The organism is Mesorhizobium sp. B2-5-11 (assembly GCF_006440835.1).
GTDB lineage: Bacteria > Pseudomonadota > Alphaproteobacteria > Rhizobiales > Rhizobiaceae > Mesorhizobium.
This window is the reverse complement of the sequence record NZ_VFUK01000001.1, coordinates 1,280,201-1,302,602: the sequence shown is the minus strand read 5'-3', so window position 1 is coordinate 1,302,602 and position 22,402 is coordinate 1,280,201. Positions and strand designations below refer to the sequence as shown.

The following is a 22,402-nucleotide window of genomic DNA, read 5'->3' as shown; positions in this document are numbered from 1 at the left end:
CAGCAACGACAAAGGGCTGGGCCACGGCCTTGATCGCGGCCCAGAATTTCAACCGCGGATGACCGGCCTTACTTCTTCGGCGTTAGCACCTCGGTGCCGCTGCCGTCTTTGCCGGCGATCGTCCACAGGCCGTGCAGCGAGCCGTCGTCATCCATCTTGTAGACGACAAGGCCGATCTCCTTGCCCAGGACATAGCCGGCCGAGAAGGCGTTGTCGTTGCGCATGCAGATGCCGTCCGAGGACGAGCCGCCGGTTTCCCAATGGATCGTGCAGGTCGTGCCGCTTGTCAGCGTGATGGTTGCTTCGCCGCCATAGGCCGAACCATCGAAATTGGTGCCGGCGACATCGTAAGTGCCGCCGATGGATTGCGCCGCCGCCGGCATGGCGGCGAGGCCGAGCAAGGCAACAGAAAAGATGAATTTGCGCATAATGTTTTCCCCACGGAGCGAAAGCCGCTACCGGATGGAAGGCTAGGCGCGAAAACGGCTGGGGTAAATCAGGCAGGCATTTGCCGACAGGTTTATTTGCGGCGTGACCGCGATAGTCACGGTCCCTGGAGGCTGGCGGCGATGGCGCCGACCAGCGGGTCGTATTTCGACTTCACGGCCGGCGGATATTCGATCCAGACGGTGCGGATGACGCCGTCCTTGCCGAACAGGCGGCGCTCATAAAAGATGTTCCCGGCCTTCAGTCCCGAAAGCACGGCCCAGTTCTTTCCCGTCCTGCTGTAGGTGACCTTGTAACCCGCCTCCGTGCTGGCTTTCTCGGTCGCGACGAAGTGCTTCGGCGTGTCGTTGTCGATATTCAGGATGCCGGAACAGATCAGTCTGGCGCCGTCGGCCGCGAGCCATTGCTGGCCGTCGCCATTGTCCGGTTCGGGCTGGCGGTCGGTGAAAACATCGTCGGGAAAGGTGCAGACCGTGCCGAATCGCTCGTTGGTGTAGGTGAAAGGAGCGGCAGCCGACGGGATTGCCGCGATCGCCACAACGAATGCCAGTACCGAGCGCGCGCACTTCATTCCATTCCTCCAGCAGTCAGCCGGAAGCGATCCTGCACCAGATCCGTGGAAAGATCAGCCGCCGGTGACGCTCATATGCCGCGACACGGAGGGGCGGCTGGTGCGGCGGTCGATGATGAAATCATGCCCTTTCGGCTTGCGCCCGATCGCCTCGTCGATCGCCGCGCTGACCAGCTCGTTGCCTTCGGACGCGCGCAACGGTTCCCTGAGATCGGCGGCATCGTCCTGGCCCAGGCACATATAGAGCGTGCCGGTGCAGGTCAGCCGGACGCGGTTGCAGCTCTCGCAAAAATTATGGGTCATCGGCGTGATGAAGCCGAGCCGGCCACCGGTTTCCGCGACATGGACATAGCGGGCCGGACCGCCGGTCTTGAACGGGACGTCTGTCAACGTGAACTGGCGCTCCAGCGAGGCGCGCAGCAGCGACAGCGGCAGGTACTGGTCGGTGCGATCGGCATCGATCTCGCCCATCGGCATGGTTTCGATGACGGTCAGGTCCATGCCGCGGCCATGCGCCCAGCGCATCATCTCAGGCAATTCGACGTCGTTGAAATCCTTCAGCGCCACGGCGTTGAGTTTTATCTTCAGTCCCGCCGCCTGCGCCGCATCGATGCCGGCCATGACCTTGCCGAGATGGCCCCAGCGGGTGATTGCATGGAACTTGTCGGCATCGAGCGTGTCGAGCGAAACATTGATCCGCCTGACGCCGCAATCGGCGAGCTCGGCAGCAAAACGCGAAAGCTGCGAGCCGTTGGTGGTCAGCGTCAGTTCTTCCAGCGCGCCGCTTTCGAGATGACGCGACAGCTGGCGCACCAAATGCATGATGTTCTTGCGTACCAGCGGCTCGCCGCCGGTGAGGCGCAATTTGCGCACCCCTTTTGCGATGAAGACGCTGCACAGCCGATCGAGTTCCTCGAGCGACAGCAGGTCCTTCTTGGGCAGGAAAGCCATGTCCTCGGCCATGCAATAGGTGCAGCGGAAATCGCAGCGGTCGGTGACCGACACGCGCAGGTAGCTGATCGTGCGGCCGAAAGGATCGATCATGTCCATGCGTGAAGCGTTTCCCGTGGCTGTGAACGACGGCGTTATATATCACTATGTGATACGATCCGGCCTGTCGTTCAAGATAGCCGCTCTCGATCTTTGGTAACATTCCCCGACCGACACCGGATGTCGGCTGCCTGGTACGGGCTTTTCCAATCCGGCGAAGCGGCGTAGGGAAGGGTGGTTCAAAACGGAAAACACCATGACGGCGCCGAAGGAACTGCGGGTCTCCAAAGACCGCAAACTGCTCTCCGTGACCTTTCCCGGCCACCAGCCATTCGAGCTGCCGGCCGAGCTGCTGCGCGTCGCCTCGCCGTCGGCCGAGGTGCAGGGCCATTCGCCGGACCAGCGGGTGACCGTTCCCGGCAAACGCGATGTCGCCATCCTCAAAATTGAACCGGTCGGCAACTACGCGGTGCGCATCACCTTCGACGATTTCCACGACACCGGGATCTTCACCTGGAATTACCTGCACACGCTAGGCCACGAGAAGGACGCGCGCTGGAACGCCTACCTTGCCGAGCTTGCGCAAAAGGGTCTCAGCCGCGACCGTTAGCCGGCGGGCGTCGTCAAGATGTCATGGAGCGGGAGTAGGGGCGGCGGATCGGAAGACGAGACAATGTCCATCATAACCACAGTCGAACAGCTTGAAACGCTCTATGGCCTGCCCGGCGAAGCCTCGGTGGTCAAGGAACTCGACCACGTCATTCCCGAATACGCCGCCTTCATCGAGGCCTCGCCCTTCGTCGCGCTGGCGACCAGCGGGCCGGAAGGGCTGGATTGCTCGCCGCGCGGCGATCTCGCCGGCTTCGTGCGCATTGTCGATCCGAAAACCCTGATGATGCCGGACCGGCGCGGCAACAACCGCGCCGATTCGCTGAAGAACATTATTCGCGATCCTCGCGTCGGGCTGCTGTTCCTGGTGCCGGGCTCCGGCACGACGCTGCGCATCAACGGCCGCGCGCGCATCACCACGGATGCCGCGCTCTGCGCGTCGTTCACGGTCGACGGCAGGCCGGCACGCTCGGTGAGCGTCATCGATGTCGATACGGTCTATTTCCAATGCGCCCGCGCCATCGTGCGGTCGGAACTGTGGAACCCGGAAAGGCATGTCGATCCGAAGTCCCTGCCGACGCCAGGAAAGATCCTGGAGATCACCAGCCGCAGGAACATCGACGGCGAAACCTATGACAAGGAATGGCCGGAGCGGGCAAAAAAGACGATGTGGTGATCCGCCGGACCGCAATGGCGGTCAGGCGTCCTTCAACACCTCGTAGATCTTGCGCATCTGCTCGCCGATCATGTCGCACTGCTCCGGCGTCGACTGGCTCATCGCTTTCTCGATCAGCGCCATGTGCACCTTCAGCGCCTGCATCAGCAGCGCCTCGCCGGCTTCGGTGAGGGCCAGCCGCAGGATGCGCTTGTCCTTCTCGTCGCCTTCGCGGCGCAGCAGGCCGCGAGCCTCAAGCTGCGGCAACAGCATGGTGATGTTGGAGCGGCCGACGAGCAGCTTGCGGGCGAGATCGTGCTGCGACATGCCGGGATGGCGGTAGAGATTCATCAACACATCGAGCTGCGCGGGCTTCAGATCGAGCGGCGCCAGCTTCACGGCAAGCGTGCGCTCCAGCACATGGCAGGCGCGCGCAACCGCGACCCAGTTGCGAAACCGCGGGTTGTCCCAAGGCAGCTCTTGTTTATTGTTCATCTTTGAACTATTATGTTCATGCTTGAACGTATGGACGGATTCCCACTATGGCATCATTCGGACTGAAGGTCATCCGGGGTGTATTCGGGGCCGCCGAACATGTCGCCCCCCGCCTCACTGGGCGCGCCGCATTCGAGCTGTTCTGCCGTACGCCGAACGCCAGGGTGCTGAGCGAGGGCGAACGCCGTGCCGTCGACCGCGCGGCAGATTTCATGGCTGAAGCGCGGCATCACCGGCTGAAAGCCGGATCCGGCTGCGTCATGGTGCATGAATTCCGTCCGGAGCCGGGCAGGGCGTCCGCCGGAACGGTTCTCGTCGTTCATGGGTGGCGCTCGCGCACCGAATATATGCGCATGCTGATCGAGGGCTACCGCGCCGCCGGCTACAGGGTCGTCTCGCTCGACCTTCCCGGCCACGGCCAATCGCATGGCCGGCGGTTGAACATGGTCAATGCCGTGGATGCGGTGCGAATCGCGGGCGAATGGTTCGGCCCGTTCGCGGCGTTGGTCGGTCATTCCTTCGGCGGCGCCGTCGCCGCCAATGCAATCGCCGGATCGATCAGGAACATTGCGCCGCTGGCGGCCGGGCGCCTGGTGCTGATCGCCGCGCCCAGTTCATTGCCGGCCATCTTCGCCGACTTCAGTCGCATGCTCAATGTCGGCCCGCGCTCGCAGGCCGCCATGGCGGACCGTGTCGAACATCTTTCCGGTCGGCCACTGCACGAATTCACCGGCGATCGCCAGCTTGCCCAGGCGCCGGTGCCGACGTTGGTCATCCACGCACCCGACGATCGCGAAGTCTCGGCCGATCATGCCTGGCGTTATGCCGGCGCAGGTGACCATGTGTTGCTCCACTGGGCCGAAGGGCTCGGTCATCGCCGCATCCTGGCGGACAAGGGCGTGGTGGAACGCGCCGTCAGCTTCGTGGCCGCGCACTGGGAGCCGTCGCTGCTCCATTGAACCGCAATCAGGGCTGTTTCTTCTTCTCGCCGGGTTCCACCGGCAGTCCGGCCGCCTTCCAGGCGGTGTAGCCGCCAAGGATATGCTTGACGGGCCACAGCCCCATGTCCTGCGCGGTCTTGGTGGCGAGCGCCGAACGCCAGCCGCCGGCGCAGAAGAAGACGAAGCTCTTTCCCGACGCGAAGAACGGCTTGTGGTAAGGGCTCTCGGGATCGATCCAGAATTCCAGCATGCCACGGGTGACATGTTTGGCGCCGGGAATCCTGCCGTCGCGTTCAATCTCGCGAGGATCTCGCAGGTCGACAAAGATGGTGCCTTCGTCCTCGATCAGGGCTGCCGCTTCCTCGGGCGAAAGCACTTCGATCTCGGCATTCGCCTCGTCCAGCAGTTCGCGATAACCCTTTTTCACCGTCCGATCCTCCCGGCCACAGGTTTTCTGGCAGGCAGAATTTCGAGCATAACCGCCGGCGTTTGTCACGCCGCGTCGACACCGGCCATCGTCTTCCAGGCCGCCATCGCCCCGGCGACCGTCGCCATCAGGGCTGCGTGCGAAGCACCGTCGCGCGCCTGGATCGACATGCCGTGTTGAACCGTCGCGAAGAAGGTCGCGGCAGCCACGCAGTCGAAAGTCCCCGGCAATTCGCCTTCGGCCACGCCACGCTCCAGCCGTCTCTGCAAGGCCGCATGGTTTTCGGCGCGACGACGGCGCAGGTCGTCGCAGATGGCGCCGCGCGAGCTGTCCTGATGCAACGCGCCAAGCGTGATCAGGCACCCTTGCGGGCGGTCGGTCTGCGAATAGGCCCTGGCGGTCTGACGCAGGAAACCCTCGATCGCCTCGCATGCCGATGGCGCCTCGTCCAGTGTTATCCAGATGTCGGTGCCCTCGGCCCGCGTGTAGAATTCGGCCGCTTCGAGGAAGAGCGCTTCCTTGCTACCGAAAGCCGCGTAAAGGCTTGGCGAATTGAGGCCCATCGCCCGGGTCAGGTCGCTTATCGACGTGCCTTCATAGCCCTTGGCCCAGAACACCTCCATCGCGCGCCGCAGGGCGGCGGTTCTGTCGAAGGTGCGGGGGCGGCCTCGTTCCGGCATCATGCTCTTTCTGTGCTGATCGATACATAATTTAGTTGACGGGGCCGGACAAGCCTGACAGTTATTTCTGTATCGATCGTTACAAAAAGGAGAATGCAATGTCATCGAACCGTCTGAGCGGCAAGGCCGCGCTCGTCACCGGCGGCAGCCGCGGCATCGGCGCAGCGATCGCTCGCAAGCTGGCGGCAGACGGCGCCAGCGTGGCACTGACCTATGTCAATGGCGAGGAGCAGGCCCGTGCGGTGGTCGGCGAGATCGAGGCCAATGGCGGACGCGCCATCGCCATCAAGGCCGACAACCGCGACGCCGCGGCGGTCGCGAGGGCGGTCGACGATGTTGCTTCTGCCTTCGGACGGCTCGACATATTGGTCAACAGCGCGGGCATCTGGCGCGCCGCACCCATCGACACCCTGTCGCTCGCCGACTTCGATGAAACCATGGAGGTCAACCTGAGAGCGCCGTTCGTCGCCTCCAAGGCCGCGGTGGCGCATATGGGCGAGGGCGGCAGGATCATCTCCATCGGCAGCAATCTGGCGGAGCGTGTGACCGACACAAGCCTCAGTGCCTATTCCTCGAGCAAGGCGGCGCTGGTCGGACTGACCAAAGCCCTGGCACGCGACCTCGGTGCGCGCGGCATTACCGCCAATATCGTCCATCCGGGCTCGACGGACACCGACATGAATCCGGCAAGCGGCCCGCATGCCGAGCATCAGCGGGAAAAAATGGCCACACCGCGTTTCGGCGACGCCGATGAGGTCGCAGGCATGGTCGCCTGGCTGGCCGGTCCCGAGGGGCGCTTCGTGACCGGCGCCGCGCTGACCATCGATGGCGGCGCCAACGCCTGACGTCGCCCGCCCGCTTCGACGGCCGGAGCGGATTGTGTCCGCTCCGGCCGTCACGATGTTGTGAAACCGTTCTGCCACAGCCGCCCCAAAATTTATGAAAGCTTAACGAAATCGGTATGAATCGGTATAGTCGCGTCTTACATCCGCCATGCGGTGGGCAAGACGCACGAGCGTGCGGAACGGAGCCGGTTGCGGCTGGAGCGGGTGACATGAAATTGCCGGGAAACAAAGCTACCGCGTTGCCGCTTGCAGCGCTCGTGGCGACGCTGGCCCTGGGAACGCCGCAAGCAGGCGCGCAGGGGCTTTTCGACATGCTTTTCGGCGGCGGCGTAAGGCACGAGCCGCGAGGTGAGTTTCCTCCTCCGCCACCAAGGCGCAAGCCGAACCCCAACGTATCCGCCGGCGGTGGTGGCGGCGGCAGCGTGAAGATCAGCAGCCCTTCCTACTACACCTACAAAGCCGACAAGCTCGTGCGCGTCGACTTCTCGGCGCTTACGGCAGCGCCGCAGCCGGCGACGCCGCAGGACGCCGCCTTCGTGCCCTCAGCCACCGGCAACGCCTTTCGCGAGGCAATCGCCGGACTGAGCGACTACGAGCTCTATGCGGAGCCGGATATCGCCAAGGCGCTGATCGCCTATTATTCGGCCAATCCGGATTTCATCTGGGTGACCGGAGCCAACGCCAACAGCCGCGCACAGGACGCGGTGCGGGTGCTTGGCGAGGCGGCGAGCTACGGCCTGGCACCGTCCGACTACACGGTCGACGTGCCGACCGCCGCTGCGTCGACTGGTGACGCCGCTGCACGTTTGAAGGAGTTCGTGCGCTTCGAAATGGCGCTGTCGGCTCGCGTGCTTCGCTATGTCCATGATGCCCAAAGCGGCCGCGTCGAACCCAACCGCATGACCGGCTACTATGACTTTCCCGCCAAGCCGCTCGACATGGAAGGCGTTTTGAAGACGCTGGCGCATACCCAGGAAGTGCGCACCTATCTCGAATCGCGGCATCCGCAGAACCCGGAGTACCAGGCGCTGCGCGTCGAGCTGGAGTCGCTGCAAGCGAGCGCCGAAAACGAGATCGTCGTCGATCCCAAGCTGTTGCTGAAGCCGGGCGAAACCAGTCCCGAGCTTCCCAAGCTGCTGAGCCTGATCGCGCGCAATCTCGACGACGAGATGGGCGGCGCCTACGGCGAAGTGCTGTCGCGGCTCGCCACCAGCGACGTCTACCTCCCTGAGCTGGTCCCGATCATCAAGGCCGTGCAGCAAAAAGCAGGCATGAAGGGCGACGGCGTCATCGGACCGCGCACCGTCGCGTCGCTGGCCGGAACATCCAAGGCCGACCGGCTGCTCAAGGTACAGGTGGCGCTGGAAGAACTGCGCTGGCTGCCATCGGACCTCGGCAGCCCGCGTGTCTTCATCAACCAGCCGGCCTTCACCGCGAGCTACATCGACAATGGCGAGGAAAAGCTGAAAACCCGCGCGGTCATCGGCAGGACCACCAACCAGACCGCCTTCTTCTACGACCAGATCAAGCAGGTCGACTTCCATCCCTATTGGGGGGTGCCGCAGTCGATCATCGTCAACGAAATGCTGCCGAGATTGCGCAGCGATCCGGGTTATCTCGACCGGGCCGGCTATGAGGTGACCGATTCGCGCGGCAAGCGCATTCCGTCCTCGGCGGTCAACTGGGGCGGCTATGGCGCGAACATCCCCTACAGCGTGCGCCAACTGCCGAGCGAGGCCAATGCGCTGGGCGAATTGAAGATCCTGTTCCCCAACAAGCACGCCATCTACATGCATGACACACCGCAGAAGTCGTTCTTCCAGCGCGACATGCGCGCGCTCAGCCATGGTTGCGTGCGGCTGCAGGATCCGCGGGGCATGGCGGCTGCGGTGCTGGGCACCTCGGTCGACGAGGTCGCCGAGAAGCTGAAGCACGGCCATTCGACCGAGAGCGTGACGCGCACGATTCCGGTCTATGTCGCCTATTTCACCGCATGGCCCGACATGTCCGGCAAGGTCGAATACTTCAACGACGTCTACGACCGGGACACGCGGTTGAAGCAAGCCCTAGACGCCACCGAAGCAGCACGCTCGCCGTCGAGCTGAGAATTCAGCGGGCCGAGAGCGGTCGCCGGAAACCGGCGTCGCGCCCTGCGATCAGCCAGTAGACAAGCCCGGCGACCAGGCCGGCAGCGGCGATGATGCCTATATCGGCCCAGCGCTCCGAGGCCATGTCCTCGAGCGCGCTCGGCCAGATCAGGGCAAAGCCGCCGACCGCCGCCGCACCGCCGAAGAGCATGTGCAGCCAGAAGCCGCGCAACGAGAAGCATTCGGCGATCAATGCGAACACCAATGTCTGCACCCCGGTCAGCACGATCGTCAGGAAATAGATGAACATGCCGAGCGGCGGCACCACCAGCGCCGCGATCGGCGAGACGCCCATGAGGTCGAAATACCGGGGCGCATTGGGCAGGGAGCTCAGCACGGCATAGATCGCGACAACGGCGATCAGACCGACCAGCGCGGCGACGAGATAGCCGGCAAGCACCATCAAGATTCGTTTCAACAGATGCCTGGCCGTCGCCATGCATACCCCCGTGAAGCTTCGCTGTAATCAGCCATCAAAGGTGCATTGGCGCAAGGGCGGGCACATCTCACGCCGCAGGCTCGGCATTTTCAGATTGGGACCGGTGATCATTGCGGGGGGGATCGCAGAACAGGTTGCTCGCCCCCCGCAGGTTTCTCCTGACCAAGCTATCTGGGCTCGGCCGTCACCGGATCATAGGTGATTTCGACCTTCGCCTTGTCGGCGGTGTAGTAGGTGATGGTATAGGCGCCATCATCCCAGTCGACCTCCTTGACATAGCGGAAGCCATCGCGCTGCTCGACCTTGGCGATGATGTCAGACAATTTCTTGGCATTGGGCGGCGGCAGCGGTTTTTCGTCGGCCGCCAGAACCGGGCCGGAGCCGAGAAGAACGGCGACGCTTGTCGCCACGAGAAATCTGGTCATGGTTTTCCCTCAAGTTTCGACAGGGGGAAACTCAGTGATGGGGAGGTTTGTTCCCCAGGCGGGATGGATGGCCAGGCTATGCATCGGCTTTGTGACTGCCCTCGAGCAATTCCCGATTTTCTTGCAATCAACCCCGCCGGCTTTGTCCCGGCGCTACAAGACGGCGAATGATCATGGTCGAATCGATCGCGATTCTCGAATACCTGCTCGCCCGCACGGGCCGAGCCCGCTCGCCGTCGCCCCACATGATCCGGCTTTCGTCGCCTACCTGCAATTTTTCGGAGGGCTTCTCAACCCCCACGCGTCAGGCTGACCGCTTAAGCTCTGCCACCTGCACACCCAGCCGGAACGCCTGACCGTCGGCGTATGAGCGCGCATAACTTTCGGCTGAGAATGGGACGGTGGTGGTGACGCCATTGACGGTCACGCGAACCGACCACGACTTTTCCCTGACGATTTCAACGGCGTGTTCTGCCATGTTCTCCCCCGAGAATCTGACGTTGAGGAAGCTACCATAGCGTCGCCCAACTGATTTGCATACAAACAAACCGACAGATGGTGACGGAAACCCAAAATCAATAAGGGCGAGGCGCCAAGCTGTTTGGCCTACGCGCCAGTAGCTTTTTTGGACAAAGTGGAGGGGCCTAGTCATCCAACAAATCAGTTTAGTTGGATGGTGGGCGATGCAGGGATTGAACCTGCGACCCCACCCGTGTGAAGGGTGTGCTCTCCCGCTGAGCTAATCGCCCGCTCGTTGCCCGAAGGCCAAGCGAGCCGCGATATAAGGGAGGGCGGTGCGGGAAGTCAAGGCGGTGTCCGGCGTTCTCACAGGGGCAATCGCTTCAGGTTTCGTCATACTCTTTCAAGCGCCGGCGCCGCCCCTCACCTGCCTGCCGGCATCCTCTCCCCGTATAGACGGGGAGAGGGGGCTGTGTCGCCGTTTTCGCCAATTTTTAACGTTGCAATGGAGGCGCCAGCGTTCCGGCCAGACCCTTCTCCCCGTCTCTGTGCGGGGAGAAATGCTCGGCAGGGCGATGAGGGGCGGCGCCGACTTCGATCATTAGAGGCATCCGCCGCAAACAGGAAACTGTCATTGAACCTGTCCCGGCCGCCCGCTATCCGTTCAATGTTGCGCCGCGGCGATCAGCCGCTCAGCCAGGTCCAGCGTCAGCGCGTCGAAATGCGAGATTACCGCCGAGGGCTCGAATTCGCGCACGTGGCGGTCGGTGTAGCCGAAGTCGACGGCCACCACTGGGATGCCGGCGGCTTTCGCGGTGTCGATGTCGGTCTGCGAATCGCCGACCATCAAAGCTCGGTGCGGGTCGCCGCCGGCGCGCTTGATGGTTTCGGTGAGGTGACGCGGGTCGGGTTTGCGGAAGGCGAAGGTATCCTGTCCGGCAATCGCCGCGAAGTGTTTGGTCAGGCCGAGCGCCTCGATCAGCGCCAGCGAGTTGGCCTCGTATTTGTTGGTGCAGACGGCCAGGAGGTAGCCGGCCTTCTCGAAGCGCGCGATCGCACCGAGGACGCCGGGGTAGGGGCGGGACTTGCCGGGAATGTTGAGGGTGTAGTGGTCGAGGAACAGTTTCAGCAGCCGGTCGTGTTCGGCGACATCGAGCGACCGTTGCTGCGCGGCGTGCGCCCGTTCGATCATCACGCGGCCGCCATGGCCGACGAAGCGCCTGAAGCCGGCTTCGTCGACGGCCGCGAGCGCGCTGGCGGCAAGGCTGTGGTTCAGGCTGTCGAGCAAATCCGGTGCTGTGTCGATCAGCGTACCGTCGAGGTCAAACACGATGATCGGGCGGGTCATGATCCATCCTGGGCAGTTTATGCAATGGGCAGGCGATAAAGGCTGCGGCGCGTCAAGGCAAGCGCCGGGCAGGCTCGTTCAGGCAAGCAAGCTCCCCGGACCGGGCATTCGCGACGAACCGCCAGCCATGAAAAAACCCGCCAGTGCGGCGGGTCCCGGCGCAAATCTGCACCATAGGCAAATATGTAGCATAACTGCCTTCACCCAGTCAATGGCATATAAGAAAAAATTCCTATTAACGTTACCCGCTCATCGCTGGCTGGCCGCGCGGGCACACCATTGACGGGAGGCCGAACGTCATCAACCTACACCGCTGCAAGGGCTTTGACCGGACCGGCAAAAATGGTAGGAGCCGCAAACACCAGGTTCCGGGGCGGTAAAAGCGGCATGGATGCAAGACAGTTGAAGGTCGAAGCCGCGCGGGCGGCCCTTGCCCATGTCACCGACGGCATGCGGCTCGGCATCGGCACCGGCACCACCGCCGACGAGTTCGTGCGGCTGCTTGCCGACAAGGTGGCCACGGGCCTGACCATCATCGGCGTGCCGACGTCCGAGCGCACCGCCTCGCTGTGCCGCGAGCTTGGGGTGCCGCTGTCGACACTGGAGGAGACGCCGGAACTCGATCTCACCGTGGACGGCGCCGACGAAGTCAACCCCGCACTAACGCTCATCAAGGGCGGCGGCGGCGCATTGCTGCGCGAGAAGATCGTCGCGGCGGCGTCCGCTCGCATGATCGTCATTGCCGATCGCTCCAAGATGGTCGAGACGCTCGGCCGTTTTCCGTTGCCCATCGAGGTCAACCCGTTCGGCCTGCGCGCAACCGAAATCGCGATCGGGAAGGCGGCTGCAAGGCTCGGCCTTTCCGGTCCGGTTACATTGAGGATGACGGGCGGCCAGGCTTTTGTTACAGACGGCGGCCACTTTATCCTCGATGCATCTTTTGGCCGCATTCCGGATACAAGAGCGCTATCGAATGCTCTCCACGCCATTCCCGGCGTGGTCGAGCACGGTCTTTTCATCGGGCTGGCGTCAGCGGCCATCATCGCCGGGGGCGATGGCATCCAAACCGTCCATGCCGCCTGAAAAACAGGGAGTTCTATCGACCATGATGTTGCATAACCGGGTTCGCCGCTTGTCCGTCCTTCTGGCGGCATCGGCCGTCTTCGCCTTCTCTTCGCCGGCGTTCTCGCAGGACGTCACGGAAGCGCACCTGAAGGCGGCGCGCGCCGCGGTCACCGCGATCCATGCGACCGACCCGTTCGACAACATCCTGCCGCAGGCCGCCGCCGCCCTCGAATCGCAGCTCATCCAGAAGAACCCCGACATGCAGGAGCTGATCGCCAAGACGATCAGCGAGAAGGCGCTGGCGCTGGCCTCGCGCCGGGCCGACCTGGAGAAGGAAGCGGCCCTTGCCTATGCGAAGGTGTTTTCCGAACAGGAACTCAACGACATCGCGACCTTCTACAATTCGGACTCCGGCAAGAAGCTCCTCGAGAGCGGCCCGGCCGTGACGCGCGACCTGGTGAAGGCCGCCGATATCTGGCAGAACGGGCTTGCTCGTGACCTCGCCCAGCAGGTCGGTGAAACGCTGGCCGCGGCGGCCAAGGCGAAAGCGCCGGCAGCGCCTGCTAATGCGGCCGCGCCCGCCGATGGCGCCGCGCCTGCCGATGGATCGGCCCCTGCCGACGACACGCAGAACTGATCCTGCCATTCCAAACGGCCCTGCGGCCATCTGTGAAGCCCGGCTCGTCCGGGCTTTTCTTTTGATGGTTTGCGGCCTACCTGTCACTCACATTTTCCGAAGCTCAAGGAGCCGCGCAATGGCCGGTTACGACTACGATCTTTTCGTTATCGGCGGCGGTTCGGGCGGGGTGAGGGCGGCGCGCGTCGCCGCAGCGCTCGGCAAGCGCGTCGGCATCGCCGAGGAATATCGCTTCGGCGGCACCTGCGTCATCAGAGGCTGCGTACCGAAGAAGCTCTATGTCTATGCTTCGCAATTTCCCGAGCATTTCGCCGATGCCGCCGGCTATGGCTGGACGGTGCCGGAAGCCAGTTTCGACTGGCCCACGCTGGTCGCCAACAAGGACCGCGAGATCAGCCGTCTGGAGGCGATCTACAAGAGGAACGTCGAGGGCGCCGGCGGCGAGGCCTTTCACACGCGCGCCATGATCGTCGACCCGCATGTGGTGCATCTTCTGGACGAGGACCGTACCGTCACCGCCGACCAGATCCTGATCGCCACCGGCGGCCGTCCGGCGCCGCACCCGGCACTGCCCGGCCACGAACACTGCATCTTCTCCAACGAGGCCTTCGACCTCGAGCAGTTGCCCAAGTCGATCATGATCGAAGGCGGCGGCTATATCGCGGTCGAATTCGCCAACATCTTCCATGGCCTGGGCGTCGACACCACGCTGGTCTATCGCGGCAAGGAGATCCTCAGTCGCTTCGATATGGACCTGCGGCGCATGCTGCACGAAACGATGGAGAAGAAGGGGATCAAGATCCTTTGCCATGCCGTCTCGGAATGGATCCGCAAACGGCCGGACGGCCGGCTCGACGCGTTGCTCACCGGCGGCCAGACGCTGACGGTCGACCAGGTGATGCTCGCCATCGGCCGCATCCCCAACACCGAGAATATGGGACTGGAAGGCATCGGCATCGAGATGACCGCGACCGGCGCGATCCAGGTCGACGCGTACTCCCGCACCAACGTCGAAAACATCTGGGCGATCGGCGACGTCACCAATCGCGTGCAACTGACGCCGGTGGCGATCCACGAGGCGATGTGCTTCGTCGAGACCGCCTTCAAGGGCAACCCGACCGCGCCCGACCACGACACGATCGCCACCGCCGTGTTCTCGCAGCCGGAGATCGGCACGGTCGGCCTGTCGGAAGACGAGGCGGTCAAGCGCTTCCCCGACATCGAGATCTATCGCGCGGCATTCCGTCCGATGCGGCACACCTTGTCCGGCCGCGACGAAAAGATGCTGATGAAGCTGGTGGTCGATGGCGCGTCTAAGAAGGTACTCGGCGCGCACATATTGGGGCCGGATGCCGGCGAGATGGCGCAGCTTCTCGCCATTCCGCTGAAGGCCGGGCTGGTCAAGGATGATTTCGACCGCACCATGGCCGTGCATCCGACGGCCGCGGAAGAGCTTGTGACCATGTACAAGCCGACTTACCGAGTGAAGGATGGCGAGCGCGTAGACTGACGGACAAACGCGCCGCGGCAAGGTACTTGCCGCGACGCAGCTAGGAGAGCTGCTACAGCAACGTGCCGCGCAGGATCACCTGCGCCACCGAGAAATAGATGACAAGCCCGGTGACATCGACCAGCGTGGCGACAAACGGCGCCGACGCGCTGGCCGGGTCGAAGCCGACGCGTTTCAAGGCGAACGGCAACATCGAACCCGACAGCGAGCCGAAGGTGACGATGCCGACCAATGCCGCTCCGACCGTCGCGGCGATCAACGGCCAGTGCGGGCCGTAGTCGTAGAAGTCGAAATACTGCCAGAGCGCGATGCGGCAGATGCCGACGACGCCGAGTATCGCCCCGAGCAGGAGGCCGGTGGGCAATTCGCGCAACGCCACCCGCCACCAGTCGCGCAGGCCGATCTCGCGCAATGCCAGCGCGCGTATGACCAGCGAGGTCGCCTGCGAGCCGGAATTGCCGCCGGAACTCATGATCAGCGGAATGAAGAGCGTCAGCACGATCGCTTTTTCCAGCTCGCTCTCGTAGCTTTGCATCGCGTTGGCCGTCAGCATCTCGCTGATGAACAGCGCGCACAGCCAGCCGGCACGCTTCTGGATCATGGCGAGGAAGCTCATCTTCATGTAGGGCTCGTCCAGAGCCTCCATGCCGCCGAAGCGATGCACGTCCTCCGTCGTCTCCTCGATCATCGTGTCGATGATGTCGTCGATGGTGACGATGCCGAGGATCTTGCCGTGATCGACGACGGGAACGGCGAGCAAATCGTATTTGGAGATCGTCTGCGCCAGGGTTTCGCGATCGGTCAAAGGCGTGACGGTCACCGGCACGCGGTCCGGCGCCACCGACAGGATCGAATCGTCAGGCTCGCCGGTGATGAGCCGGCGCAGACCGGTCGAGCGCATGAGCAGATGCGTCTCGGGATCGACGATGTAGATGGCGTAGACGGTTTCGCGCGTCCGCTCGACCTTTCGGATGTAGTCGAGCGTGCGGCCGACGGTCCAGTCCGAGGGCACGCTGACGAACTCCGTCGTCATGATCGAAGCGGCACTGCCTTCGGGGTAACCGAGAATCGAGAGCAGGGTTGCGCGCAGCGGGGGCGCCAGCACGCCGAGCAGCTCGGAACGGGCGGGTTCGTCAAGATCGCGCAGGATGTCGGCAGCGCGATCGACCGACATGGCGGTAAGCAGCTTGCCCGCCTTGGCGCGAGGCAAGGCCTCCGCCAGCTCGGGCGCGCCCTCGAGCTCCGGCTGGTCGAAGATCTCGACCAGCCGTTCGAACGGCACTTCGCAAAGCAGCTCGGTCGCCGTTTCGCGCGACTCGCGGTTGAGCGCTTCGACCACGTCTGCGACATGGTCGTTTGCAAGGATGCGGGCGATGGCGACGGCCTCGTCGTCCGCTACGGGGGAAAAATCGTTCATGGTTCACTCCTTGCCGTCCGGCAAGACGTGAACCGTCGAGGTCACGTCAGGGCGGACGGCGGTTGCGTTCGACTGTGACTGTCGCCAGGCATGGCGCGGTGACCTTTCCGCTCGCGGGTTCGAGTTTGATGTCTGCGAGCGGGTGCAACATAGGAGCTCGCCTTGCCCTGTCAATCGAGGTGATCGAGGAAAATGCGGGCAACATGCCCCAGTCGCGAGACTGTGATCGCTGAAGCGTATCGCGCCGAAACAGTAAAATGGCTGGACGGCCTATGCCGCGGCGAGTCCGGCTACTTCTGCTTCAGCCGGCGCGGAAAACGCAGCCATTTGTCGTCGACCGGCCTTGGCACCGGCCCCGGCTGTGCGAGAATGGTGGTGAGCTCGGGAGGCAGGCTCGGCACCAGCGGCTTCTTGGTGGCGACGCCGTCCGCGATCGCGACGATCGAGTGGTAGAACTCGGCGCCGGTGACCGATCGCGGCGCCACCGCTTCATGCATGACGCTGATCACCGTTACATCGGGGCAGTTGTCCTTGATCGCCTGGTGGAAGGCAACCTTGCCCTCCGGATCGAGTGCGCCGGTCGCCTCGTCCAGGAATAGTAGCCCGGGTTGATGGAGCACGATGCGGGCCACCACCAGCTTCTGTTTCTGACCGCCGGACAGGACCTGATCCCAGCTTTTGCCTTCGCGGCTTTCGTCGCCCATATTCTCGATGAAGTCGCCCAGACCCGCCTTGTGCAGCGCGGACGCGACCTGCGCGTCGCCATGGTCGTGCTCGGAGCCCGGCAGGCAGACCAGCTGCTTCAGGGTCACCTGCTGCAGCTTGACCTCCTGGGCTGCATAGAAACTCTTCACCCCTTCGGGGAAGACGATGGTGCCGCGGCCGTAGGGCCACAGGCCGTTGATGGCCTTGATCAGCGAGGTCTTGCCGCAGCCGGATTCGCCTTTCAGGAAGGTCCATTCGCCGCGCCGGAAGCGCAGGTTCGCCGCTACGAGGAAAGGCGTTGCGTCCTCACCCTGATGCGCCAGTTCGAGCTTCTGGATGGTCAAGCCAAAAACCGGGTTCTGGCTGGCGTAGCGGAAGTCGGAACGGCCGCTCTGGCTGTAGAATTCCTGGGGGTGCTGAACGTTCTCGATCGCATTGGCCAACTCGGTGACACGCTGGCTGTTGGCGCGCAGGGTGGCGATGGCGGGCATGACATGGATGAACCACGAACATTGGCCGATCAGCGAATTGACCAGTTCGGAGCCGGTTATGTAACCCTTCAGGTCGAAGCCGTTGTGGATGAACGGCACAAGGCCCGGCCCATAGGCGACAATGCGGGCGCCGATGAAATTGTAGATCAGCTCGAACGACATGTAGACGGTGTTGACGATGTTGAGCCGCGTCCATGTGCCGTCAATATCGCCATAGAGGCGGCCATGCATGGTCCTCTGAACGCTTTCGCCCCGCGAGGCCGCGACATGGAAGCTGCGGCGCAGGAATGTCGTCAGCTCGCCACGGTAACTGCCTTCGGCCTGCTGCATCCTGACATTGAGACGCTCGAGCATGCCACCGAGCTTTACCGCGATCCAAGTGTTGAGCGGCACATAGATGGCGACGGCAAGGAGGGCGAGGATGGCGCTGCCATAGCTGCCGAGGAATTCGAGCCCCTTTACCTCGACGGAGGTCTCGAGCAGCTTCTGGCCGACGAAATAGAGCGAGGTGGCGACACCCAGCACACCCATGGCCAGCCCGATGGCGCCGCCCGTCATGTCCTTGATCGATTCCTGGACGCGCTGATCGATGTTGTCGGGGGCCGGCGCGCCATTGCCGGTCGAGGCATGCTGGGCGTGGAAATGGGTGTGGTTGCCGTCCAGCAGCGCCTCGTTGAAACGGCTGTCGAGCCAACCGCGCCATTTGCGGTGCAAGGTTGCTGAGACGAGATTGCGGATGCCCGTGAAGCCGGCGTCCTTGAGCACGACCAGCAGCACCAAAATACCGGCATTGGCCAAAAGCGTCTGGAGAGGGGTGGTGTTGGCGGCGTCGTGGAAGAAGGCGATCGAGTTGACCAGTTCCCCGGATGCTTCTGCGAACCAGACGCCGGCCTTGCTGGACAGAGCGGTGAGCAGCGCGATCACCAGCGTCAGCGTCCAGGCCTCCTTCCACCGGTCCGAGACCCAGTAGGCCCGCATCAGGCCCCAGAAGCTGCGCATCGAGGAAACCGGGGTCAGAAGCGACCGCCTTGCGGCATCGCTGTGTAGTCCATCTGTTCCTGACAGTTGCGGTGGTCTGTCGACCCGAATCACAATCCCGCCCAAACCTTTTTTGTATTGTTACGGATGGTAACACCAATTGATCATTTTCCATTAATTTTTATAGGGGGGCAGCGGGATTGAGGTGGATGCCGTGGCTGCAGGGCAACAGGTTGGGCTTTCCGAGCGTCGCGCCAAAGCCGACGAAAAGCCGGTTTAAGCTAGTGATGTCAGGTAATTACGCGGCATCAGAGCGCGACGTTTCTACCTTCCCCTAGGGAAGGCGTTCGCACGAATTTGTGACCCGCTTGGGCTGCCCGGCAAGCCGGCTTTTCATTGCAGGCTAATCAAAATTCCGGAAAACACGTCGCCCTGGACGCCTGATTCCTCGCCGGCATGTCCCCGTCGGAAGTCCGGAAATGACCTGAGACGCTGGGCAAGCCAGCGATCGACCGGACCGGCGGCATCAAGGCAGGCCGCGACGCCGGCAAAGCCGATGATCGCGGAACCCACCGGGGCCAGGCGTTGCCTCACGCCCGGGGAGGGCTGCTTGAAAATCCTGCGTTGAAGATCGGGTTCAGTCGACTTTTTCCAGTTCGCCACGCGCCTTGGCGGCGGCTACCTGGCGGATGGCGTCGGCGAGCGTGTCGACGTCCTGCGCGCCCATCACCGCGTATTTGCCCTCCAGCAGGAAGCATGGCACGCCTGATATGCCCATGCGCGACGCGGTGGCGATCTCGGTGCGAACCGCCTCGACATCGGCATCGGTCGGCAAGAGCGTCTCGACAACGGATGCGTCCATTCCGGTCTCGCGCGCCGCCTCGACCAGCACGGCGTGATCGCCGATGTTGGCGCCCTCCTCGAAGTTCAGCTGGAACAGGCGGCGCACCAGCCGGTTCTGCACGTCTTCGCCGGCCGCACCGGCCCAGCGAATGACGCGATGGGCATCAAGCGTGTTGGGCGCGACCTTGATGGCGCCGAAAGCGAAGGAAATGCCTTCGGCTTCACCGAGCGGCTCGATACGGGCGTGGATCTGGCGAATGTGTTCGTCGCTGCCGAACTTGGCCAGCATATACTCGCGGCGATCCTTGCCTTCCGGCGGAATGGTCGGATCGAGCTGGAACGGCCGCCAGCGTATATGCACATCCACCTCGCCGGCGGCGGCGACCGCCTTATCCAGCCGCTTCTGGCCGATGAAGCACCATGGGCACACGACGTCGGACACCACGTCTATGGTGATCGTATTCGCTTGGCTCATCTCGATCTCCTGAACGTTCGGGCGCCGTGCACTTACCGGGCTTCCACTCCTGGGCCTATGCTCAGTTCGGCTTTCGCCACCAGGTCGGCAACTGGTAACCGAATATGGGCGTCTTTCGCGGATGGTCCAGATAATTCCAGTAAGCGATCCATTGCTGCGTGTTGTGCTGCATCGGCACCATGTAGTTGCCGGAGATCAGCAACCGGTCGAGAACGCGCACGGCGGCGACGTAATCCTCCTTGGTGCGGGCGCGCAACATGGCCTCGATCGCAGCGTCCACCGCGGGATCGGCGACGCCGGCGAGGTTGAACGAACCTTCAGCCTTGGCGGCGGAGGATGACCAACGCCCGATCTGCTCGATGCCGGGCGAGAGCGAATTGTTGAAGCCGCTCGAGCCGATCAGCACCTCGAAATCGAAACGCTGCTTGCGCGACTGTATCTGGTCGCCGTCGAGGCTGCGGATGGAGACATCGATGCCGATCTTTTCCAGCGTGCGCTGGTAGATGCCGGCGAGACGCTCCTCGTCCTGCGAGGCGGTCAGGATCTCGAAGCCGAAGGGCTTGCCCTCGGGCTCGAGCATCGTGCCGCCCTGCAGGTGGTAGCCGATGCTTTTCAGGAGATCGAAAGCCGCTTTCAGCACCTTTCGGTCCTGGCCCGAGCCATCGGTCACCGGCGGCCGCCACGTTCCGTCCATGACGTCGGCCGGCACGCGGCCGGGGTAGGGCGCCAGCAACGCTTTTTCCCTGTCGTCGGCCGGATGGCCGAGCGCCGAAAGCTCGGAATTCTGCCAGTAGCTCATCGTTCGCGCGTATTTGCCGCCAAACAGGTTCTTGTTGGCCCATTCGAAGTCGTAGAGCATGCCGAGCGCCTGACGCACCACGGGGTTCGAGAATTTCGGCAGCCTCGTGTTGAACAGGAAACCGGTCACGACGGGTGGAATACCGGTGTCGAAAGTTTCGGCAACCACCTCTCCCCTATGGAAAGCGGGAAAATCCAGATCGCGTTCGCGCTTCACCGGATCGCTGTCGTCGTCGATGGCGCAAAGGCCTTTCTTGAACGCCTCGAGCTTGGCATTGGCGTTGAGGAAATATTCGATGGTGATCTGGTCGTAATTGTCGAAGCCGCGCTTGGCCGGAATATCCTTGCCCCAATAGTCCGGGTTGCGCTTGAAAACGATGCGCTGGCCGGGCGTCACCTGTGCGATCCTGTAGGGGCCGCTGCCGATCAACGGCTTCAGCGTCGTCCTGTCGAAAGTCTCGATGTCGAAGGCGTGCTTGGGGATGATCGGCGTCAGCGCGATGATCAGCGGAAATTCGCGATCGGCCTTGTCGTTGAAGGTGAACCGCACGCTGTGGTCGCCGGTCTTCTCAAGCTTGGCAATCCTGGCCATGCGGTCGCTGTAGGGCGGACGGCCTTTCTGCGTATAGGCATCGTAGGTGAACAGCACGTCCTCCGGCGTCACCGGCTGGCCGTCCGACCATTTGGCATTCGGGTTGAGATGGAATTCGATGCTCTTGCGCTCGGAATCCATGTCGGCCGACTCGGCAAGCAAGCCATAGAGCGTGAAGGCCTCGTCGGCATTGCGCTGCATCAGCGGCTCGAAGACCAGATTGCCGAAGATCGTGTCCATCATGCCGCGCGCCGTGGTGCGCAGGCTCTTCAGGATGAAGGGGTTGAGATTGTCGAAACTGCCGACGACGCAATAGGTAATGCTGCCGCCCTTCGGCGCGTCGGGATTGACGTAGTCGAAATGCGCATAGTCGGGCGGCAGGGCCGGCTCACCCTGCATGGCAATTGCATATCTGGGTTCCGACGCCGCCGGCAGGGGCGAAAGGGCGAAAAATGATGTCGCGGTGATCAGCCAAACGAGAACGCGGCCCATGACCGTCTCCTTACCGGGTCGGCTTGATGATTCGGTGCGCACACTAGCATGGGGCACCGCCAATGTTCGTTGCCAAGAATCGCAGATTGCGGGCTGGATTCGGCACCGCTTGCAGTGTAACACGCCGTCCGAAGTCATTCTGTTGCCTCATTTCGGCAACAGGTAGCTGGACCACACGGCGCGAAGAAGCGGGTCCCCGGGATCATTTGAGAGGAAGTGCACGACATGACGAGCCTGAACAGCAATGCGTACCGCCTGTCGGTCATGGCCGCTGGCGTGATCGGCTTTCTGGGCGCGGCAATTCCCGTTGCTTCCGCACAGCAGCAACAACAGATCCCGCAGGGCTGGTTCAAGGCTTGCACAAAGCAGGAAGACGTCGACATCTGCAACGTGCAGAACATCACCACCGCCGGCAACGGCCAGTTGGTCACCGGCGTGAGCCTGATCGAGCTGAAAGGCAAGGTGAACCGCAAGGTCTTCCAGGTGACGGTTCCGACCGGTCGTCTGGTTGGTGCCGGCATTGGCCTCCAGATCGATACCGGCAAAACGCAGAAGCTTGAATATGTGGTCTGCTTCCCCGACCGCTGCGTGGCGGAAGTGCCGCTGACCGACCAGCTCGTCGCCTCCTTCAAGAAGGGCCAGGCGCTCACCTTGACCTCGATCAATTTCCAGAACCAGCCCAATCCGATCAAGGTCGCGCTGCAGGGCTTCAGCGGCGCCTATGACGGCCCGCCGCTGCAGCAGTCGGACATCGAGGACCGGCAGAAGAAGCTCCAGGATTTCGTCGCCAAGAACAACCAGGACTTCGCCAAGAAGCTCAAGGAAGAGCAGGACAAGGCGAAGACCGCGAACTGATCGGTTCGGGCATTCTCAAAGCCACAAAAAAGCGGGGTCATGCCCCGCTTTTTTTGCTTCTGCACC

At 63.0% G+C, this 22,402-nt stretch carries 24 protein-coding genes and 1 tRNA gene; 9 read left to right on the top strand and 16 right to left on the bottom strand.

Annotated elements, in window-relative coordinates; genetic code table 11:
* Positions 1 to 68: 68 nt before the first annotated feature.
* The 3 genes from FJ490_RS06660 to moaA all read right to left on the bottom strand — a co-directional run bounded on the left by FJ490_RS06660 (position 69) and on the right by moaA (position 2,068).
* Positions 69 to 428: a hypothetical protein gene (locus FJ490_RS06660; protein WP_140498628.1), complete on the bottom strand. Its 360-nt coding sequence runs from the start codon at positions 426 to 428 to the stop codon at positions 69 to 71.
* A gap of 116 nt (positions 429 to 544) precedes the next feature.
* Complete coding sequence (locus tag FJ490_RS06655) at positions 545 to 1,018, bottom strand: hypothetical protein (RefSeq protein WP_140584425.1); 474 nt, start codon at positions 1,016 to 1,018, stop codon at positions 545 to 547.
* 54 nt (positions 1,019 to 1,072) lie between these two features.
* Positions 1,073 to 2,068: a GTP 3',8-cyclase MoaA gene (moaA, locus tag FJ490_RS06650; protein ID WP_140584424.1), complete on the bottom strand. Its 996-nt coding sequence runs from the start codon at positions 2,066 to 2,068 to the stop codon at positions 1,073 to 1,075.
* 196 nt (positions 2,069 to 2,264) lie between these two features.
* On the opposite strand from moaA, the gene FJ490_RS06645 reads away from it, so the two are divergent.
* Positions 2,265 to 2,618 (top strand): DUF971 domain-containing protein, encoded by a 354-nt coding sequence (locus FJ490_RS06645; RefSeq protein WP_140498625.1) that lies wholly within the window; start codon positions 2,265 to 2,267, stop codon positions 2,616 to 2,618.
* A 63-nt stretch (positions 2,619 to 2,681) separates the two neighbouring features.
* Positions 2,682 to 3,293: a pyridoxamine 5'-phosphate oxidase family protein gene (locus tag FJ490_RS06640; RefSeq protein WP_140584423.1), complete on the top strand. Its 612-nt coding sequence runs from the start codon at positions 2,682 to 2,684 to the stop codon at positions 3,291 to 3,293.
* A gap of 21 nt (positions 3,294 to 3,314) precedes the next feature.
* Here FJ490_RS06640 and FJ490_RS06635 read toward each other — a convergent pair whose 3' ends face one another.
* Positions 3,315 to 3,767, bottom strand: coding sequence for a MarR family transcriptional regulator (locus tag FJ490_RS06635; RefSeq protein WP_140548466.1), 453 nt, complete (start codon positions 3,765 to 3,767; stop codon positions 3,315 to 3,317).
* 47 nt (positions 3,768 to 3,814) lie between these two features.
* On the opposite strand from FJ490_RS06635, the gene FJ490_RS06630 reads away from it, so the two are divergent.
* On the top strand, positions 3,815 to 4,726 hold the full coding sequence (locus FJ490_RS06630; RefSeq protein WP_140729146.1) for an alpha/beta fold hydrolase: 912 nt from the start codon (positions 3,815 to 3,817) through the stop codon (positions 4,724 to 4,726).
* A 7-nt stretch (positions 4,727 to 4,733) separates the two neighbouring features.
* Here FJ490_RS06630 and FJ490_RS06625 read toward each other — a convergent pair whose 3' ends face one another.
* Positions 4,734 to 5,135, bottom strand: coding sequence for a rhodanese-like domain-containing protein (locus FJ490_RS06625; RefSeq protein WP_140729145.1), 402 nt, complete (start codon positions 5,133 to 5,135; stop codon positions 4,734 to 4,736).
* Between the two features lie 65 nt (positions 5,136 to 5,200).
* Complete coding sequence (locus FJ490_RS06620; RefSeq protein WP_140729171.1) at positions 5,201 to 5,815, bottom strand: TetR/AcrR family transcriptional regulator; 615 nt, start codon at positions 5,813 to 5,815, stop codon at positions 5,201 to 5,203.
* Between the two features lie 98 nt (positions 5,816 to 5,913).
* On the opposite strand from FJ490_RS06620, the gene FJ490_RS06615 reads away from it, so the two are divergent.
* Positions 5,914 to 6,660: an SDR family oxidoreductase gene (locus FJ490_RS06615; protein WP_140729144.1), complete on the top strand. Its 747-nt coding sequence runs from the start codon at positions 5,914 to 5,916 to the stop codon at positions 6,658 to 6,660.
* Positions 6,661 to 6,869: 209 nt separating this feature from the next.
* Complete coding sequence (locus FJ490_RS06610) at positions 6,870 to 8,765, top strand: murein L,D-transpeptidase (protein ID WP_140729143.1); 1,896 nt, start codon at positions 6,870 to 6,872, stop codon at positions 8,763 to 8,765.
* A 4-nt stretch (positions 8,766 to 8,769) separates the two neighbouring features.
* Here the strand turns inward: FJ490_RS06610 and FJ490_RS06605 are convergent, their stop codons facing one another.
* From FJ490_RS06605 to FJ490_RS06585, 5 genes are all read right to left on the bottom strand, one after another.
* The gene (locus FJ490_RS06605; RefSeq protein ID WP_140632776.1) at positions 8,770 to 9,246 is read right to left on the bottom strand and encodes a hypothetical protein; all 477 of its coding nucleotides are present in this window, start codon (positions 9,244 to 9,246) and stop codon (positions 8,770 to 8,772) included.
* A 167-nt stretch (positions 9,247 to 9,413) separates the two neighbouring features.
* On the bottom strand, positions 9,414 to 9,671 hold the full coding sequence (locus FJ490_RS06600; RefSeq protein ID WP_140729142.1) for a PepSY domain-containing protein: 258 nt from the start codon (positions 9,669 to 9,671) through the stop codon (positions 9,414 to 9,416).
* 304 nt (positions 9,672 to 9,975) lie between these two features.
* A complete protein-coding gene (locus tag FJ490_RS32610; protein WP_181165341.1) occupies positions 9,976 to 10,149 on the bottom strand; it encodes a hypothetical protein in 174 nt (57 codons plus the stop codon).
* Positions 10,150 to 10,345: 196 nt separating this feature from the next.
* Positions 10,346 to 10,420 (bottom strand) — tRNA-Val (locus tag FJ490_RS06590).
* A gap of 374 nt (positions 10,421 to 10,794) precedes the next feature.
* A complete protein-coding gene (locus FJ490_RS06585) occupies positions 10,795 to 11,478 on the bottom strand; it encodes a phosphoglycolate phosphatase (protein ID WP_140729141.1) in 684 nt (227 codons plus the stop codon).
* Between the two features lie 387 nt (positions 11,479 to 11,865).
* Here FJ490_RS06585 and rpiA point away from each other — a divergent pair, with 387 nt between their 5' ends.
* The 3 genes from rpiA to gor all read left to right on the top strand — a co-directional run bounded on the left by rpiA (position 11,866) and on the right by gor (position 14,690).
* Positions 11,866 to 12,561, top strand: coding sequence for a ribose-5-phosphate isomerase RpiA (gene rpiA / locus FJ490_RS06580; protein ID WP_140625135.1), 696 nt, complete (start codon positions 11,866 to 11,868; stop codon positions 12,559 to 12,561).
* A 22-nt stretch (positions 12,562 to 12,583) separates the two neighbouring features.
* Complete coding sequence (locus tag FJ490_RS06575; RefSeq protein ID WP_140515392.1) at positions 12,584 to 13,180, top strand: DUF2059 domain-containing protein; 597 nt, start codon at positions 12,584 to 12,586, stop codon at positions 13,178 to 13,180.
* A 118-nt stretch (positions 13,181 to 13,298) separates the two neighbouring features.
* The gene (gene gor / locus FJ490_RS06570; protein ID WP_140729140.1) at positions 13,299 to 14,690 is read left to right on the top strand and encodes a glutathione-disulfide reductase; all 1,392 of its coding nucleotides are present in this window, start codon (positions 13,299 to 13,301) and stop codon (positions 14,688 to 14,690) included.
* Positions 14,691 to 14,742: 52 nt separating this feature from the next.
* Here gor and mgtE read toward each other — a convergent pair whose 3' ends face one another.
* The 5 genes from mgtE to FJ490_RS06545 all read right to left on the bottom strand — a co-directional run bounded on the left by mgtE (position 14,743) and on the right by FJ490_RS06545 (position 21,481).
* On the bottom strand, positions 14,743 to 16,107 hold the full coding sequence (gene mgtE, locus FJ490_RS06565; protein WP_140664443.1) for a magnesium transporter: 1,365 nt from the start codon (positions 16,105 to 16,107) through the stop codon (positions 14,743 to 14,745).
* Positions 16,108 to 16,397: 290 nt separating this feature from the next.
* Positions 16,398 to 18,302 (bottom strand): ABC transporter ATP-binding protein/permease, encoded by a 1,905-nt coding sequence (locus tag FJ490_RS06560; RefSeq protein WP_181165342.1) that lies wholly within the window; start codon positions 18,300 to 18,302, stop codon positions 16,398 to 16,400.
* 372 nt (positions 18,303 to 18,674) lie between these two features.
* Positions 18,675 to 18,944: a hypothetical protein gene (locus FJ490_RS06555; RefSeq protein WP_140498611.1), complete on the bottom strand. Its 270-nt coding sequence runs from the start codon at positions 18,942 to 18,944 to the stop codon at positions 18,675 to 18,677.
* Complete coding sequence (locus tag FJ490_RS06550; protein WP_140498610.1) at positions 18,919 to 19,599, bottom strand: DsbA family protein; 681 nt, start codon at positions 19,597 to 19,599, stop codon at positions 18,919 to 18,921. The genes FJ490_RS06555 and FJ490_RS06550 overlap by 26 nt, the downstream gene beginning before the upstream one ends.
* A gap of 61 nt (positions 19,600 to 19,660) precedes the next feature.
* The gene (locus FJ490_RS06545; protein ID WP_140729139.1) at positions 19,661 to 21,481 is read right to left on the bottom strand and encodes an extracellular solute-binding protein; all 1,821 of its coding nucleotides are present in this window, start codon (positions 21,479 to 21,481) and stop codon (positions 19,661 to 19,663) included.
* A gap of 225 nt (positions 21,482 to 21,706) precedes the next feature.
* Here FJ490_RS06545 and FJ490_RS06540 point away from each other — a divergent pair, with 225 nt between their 5' ends.
* Complete coding sequence (locus FJ490_RS06540; protein WP_140498608.1) at positions 21,707 to 22,336, top strand: invasion associated locus B family protein; 630 nt, start codon at positions 21,707 to 21,709, stop codon at positions 22,334 to 22,336.
* Positions 22,337 to 22,402 lie beyond the last annotated feature (66 nt).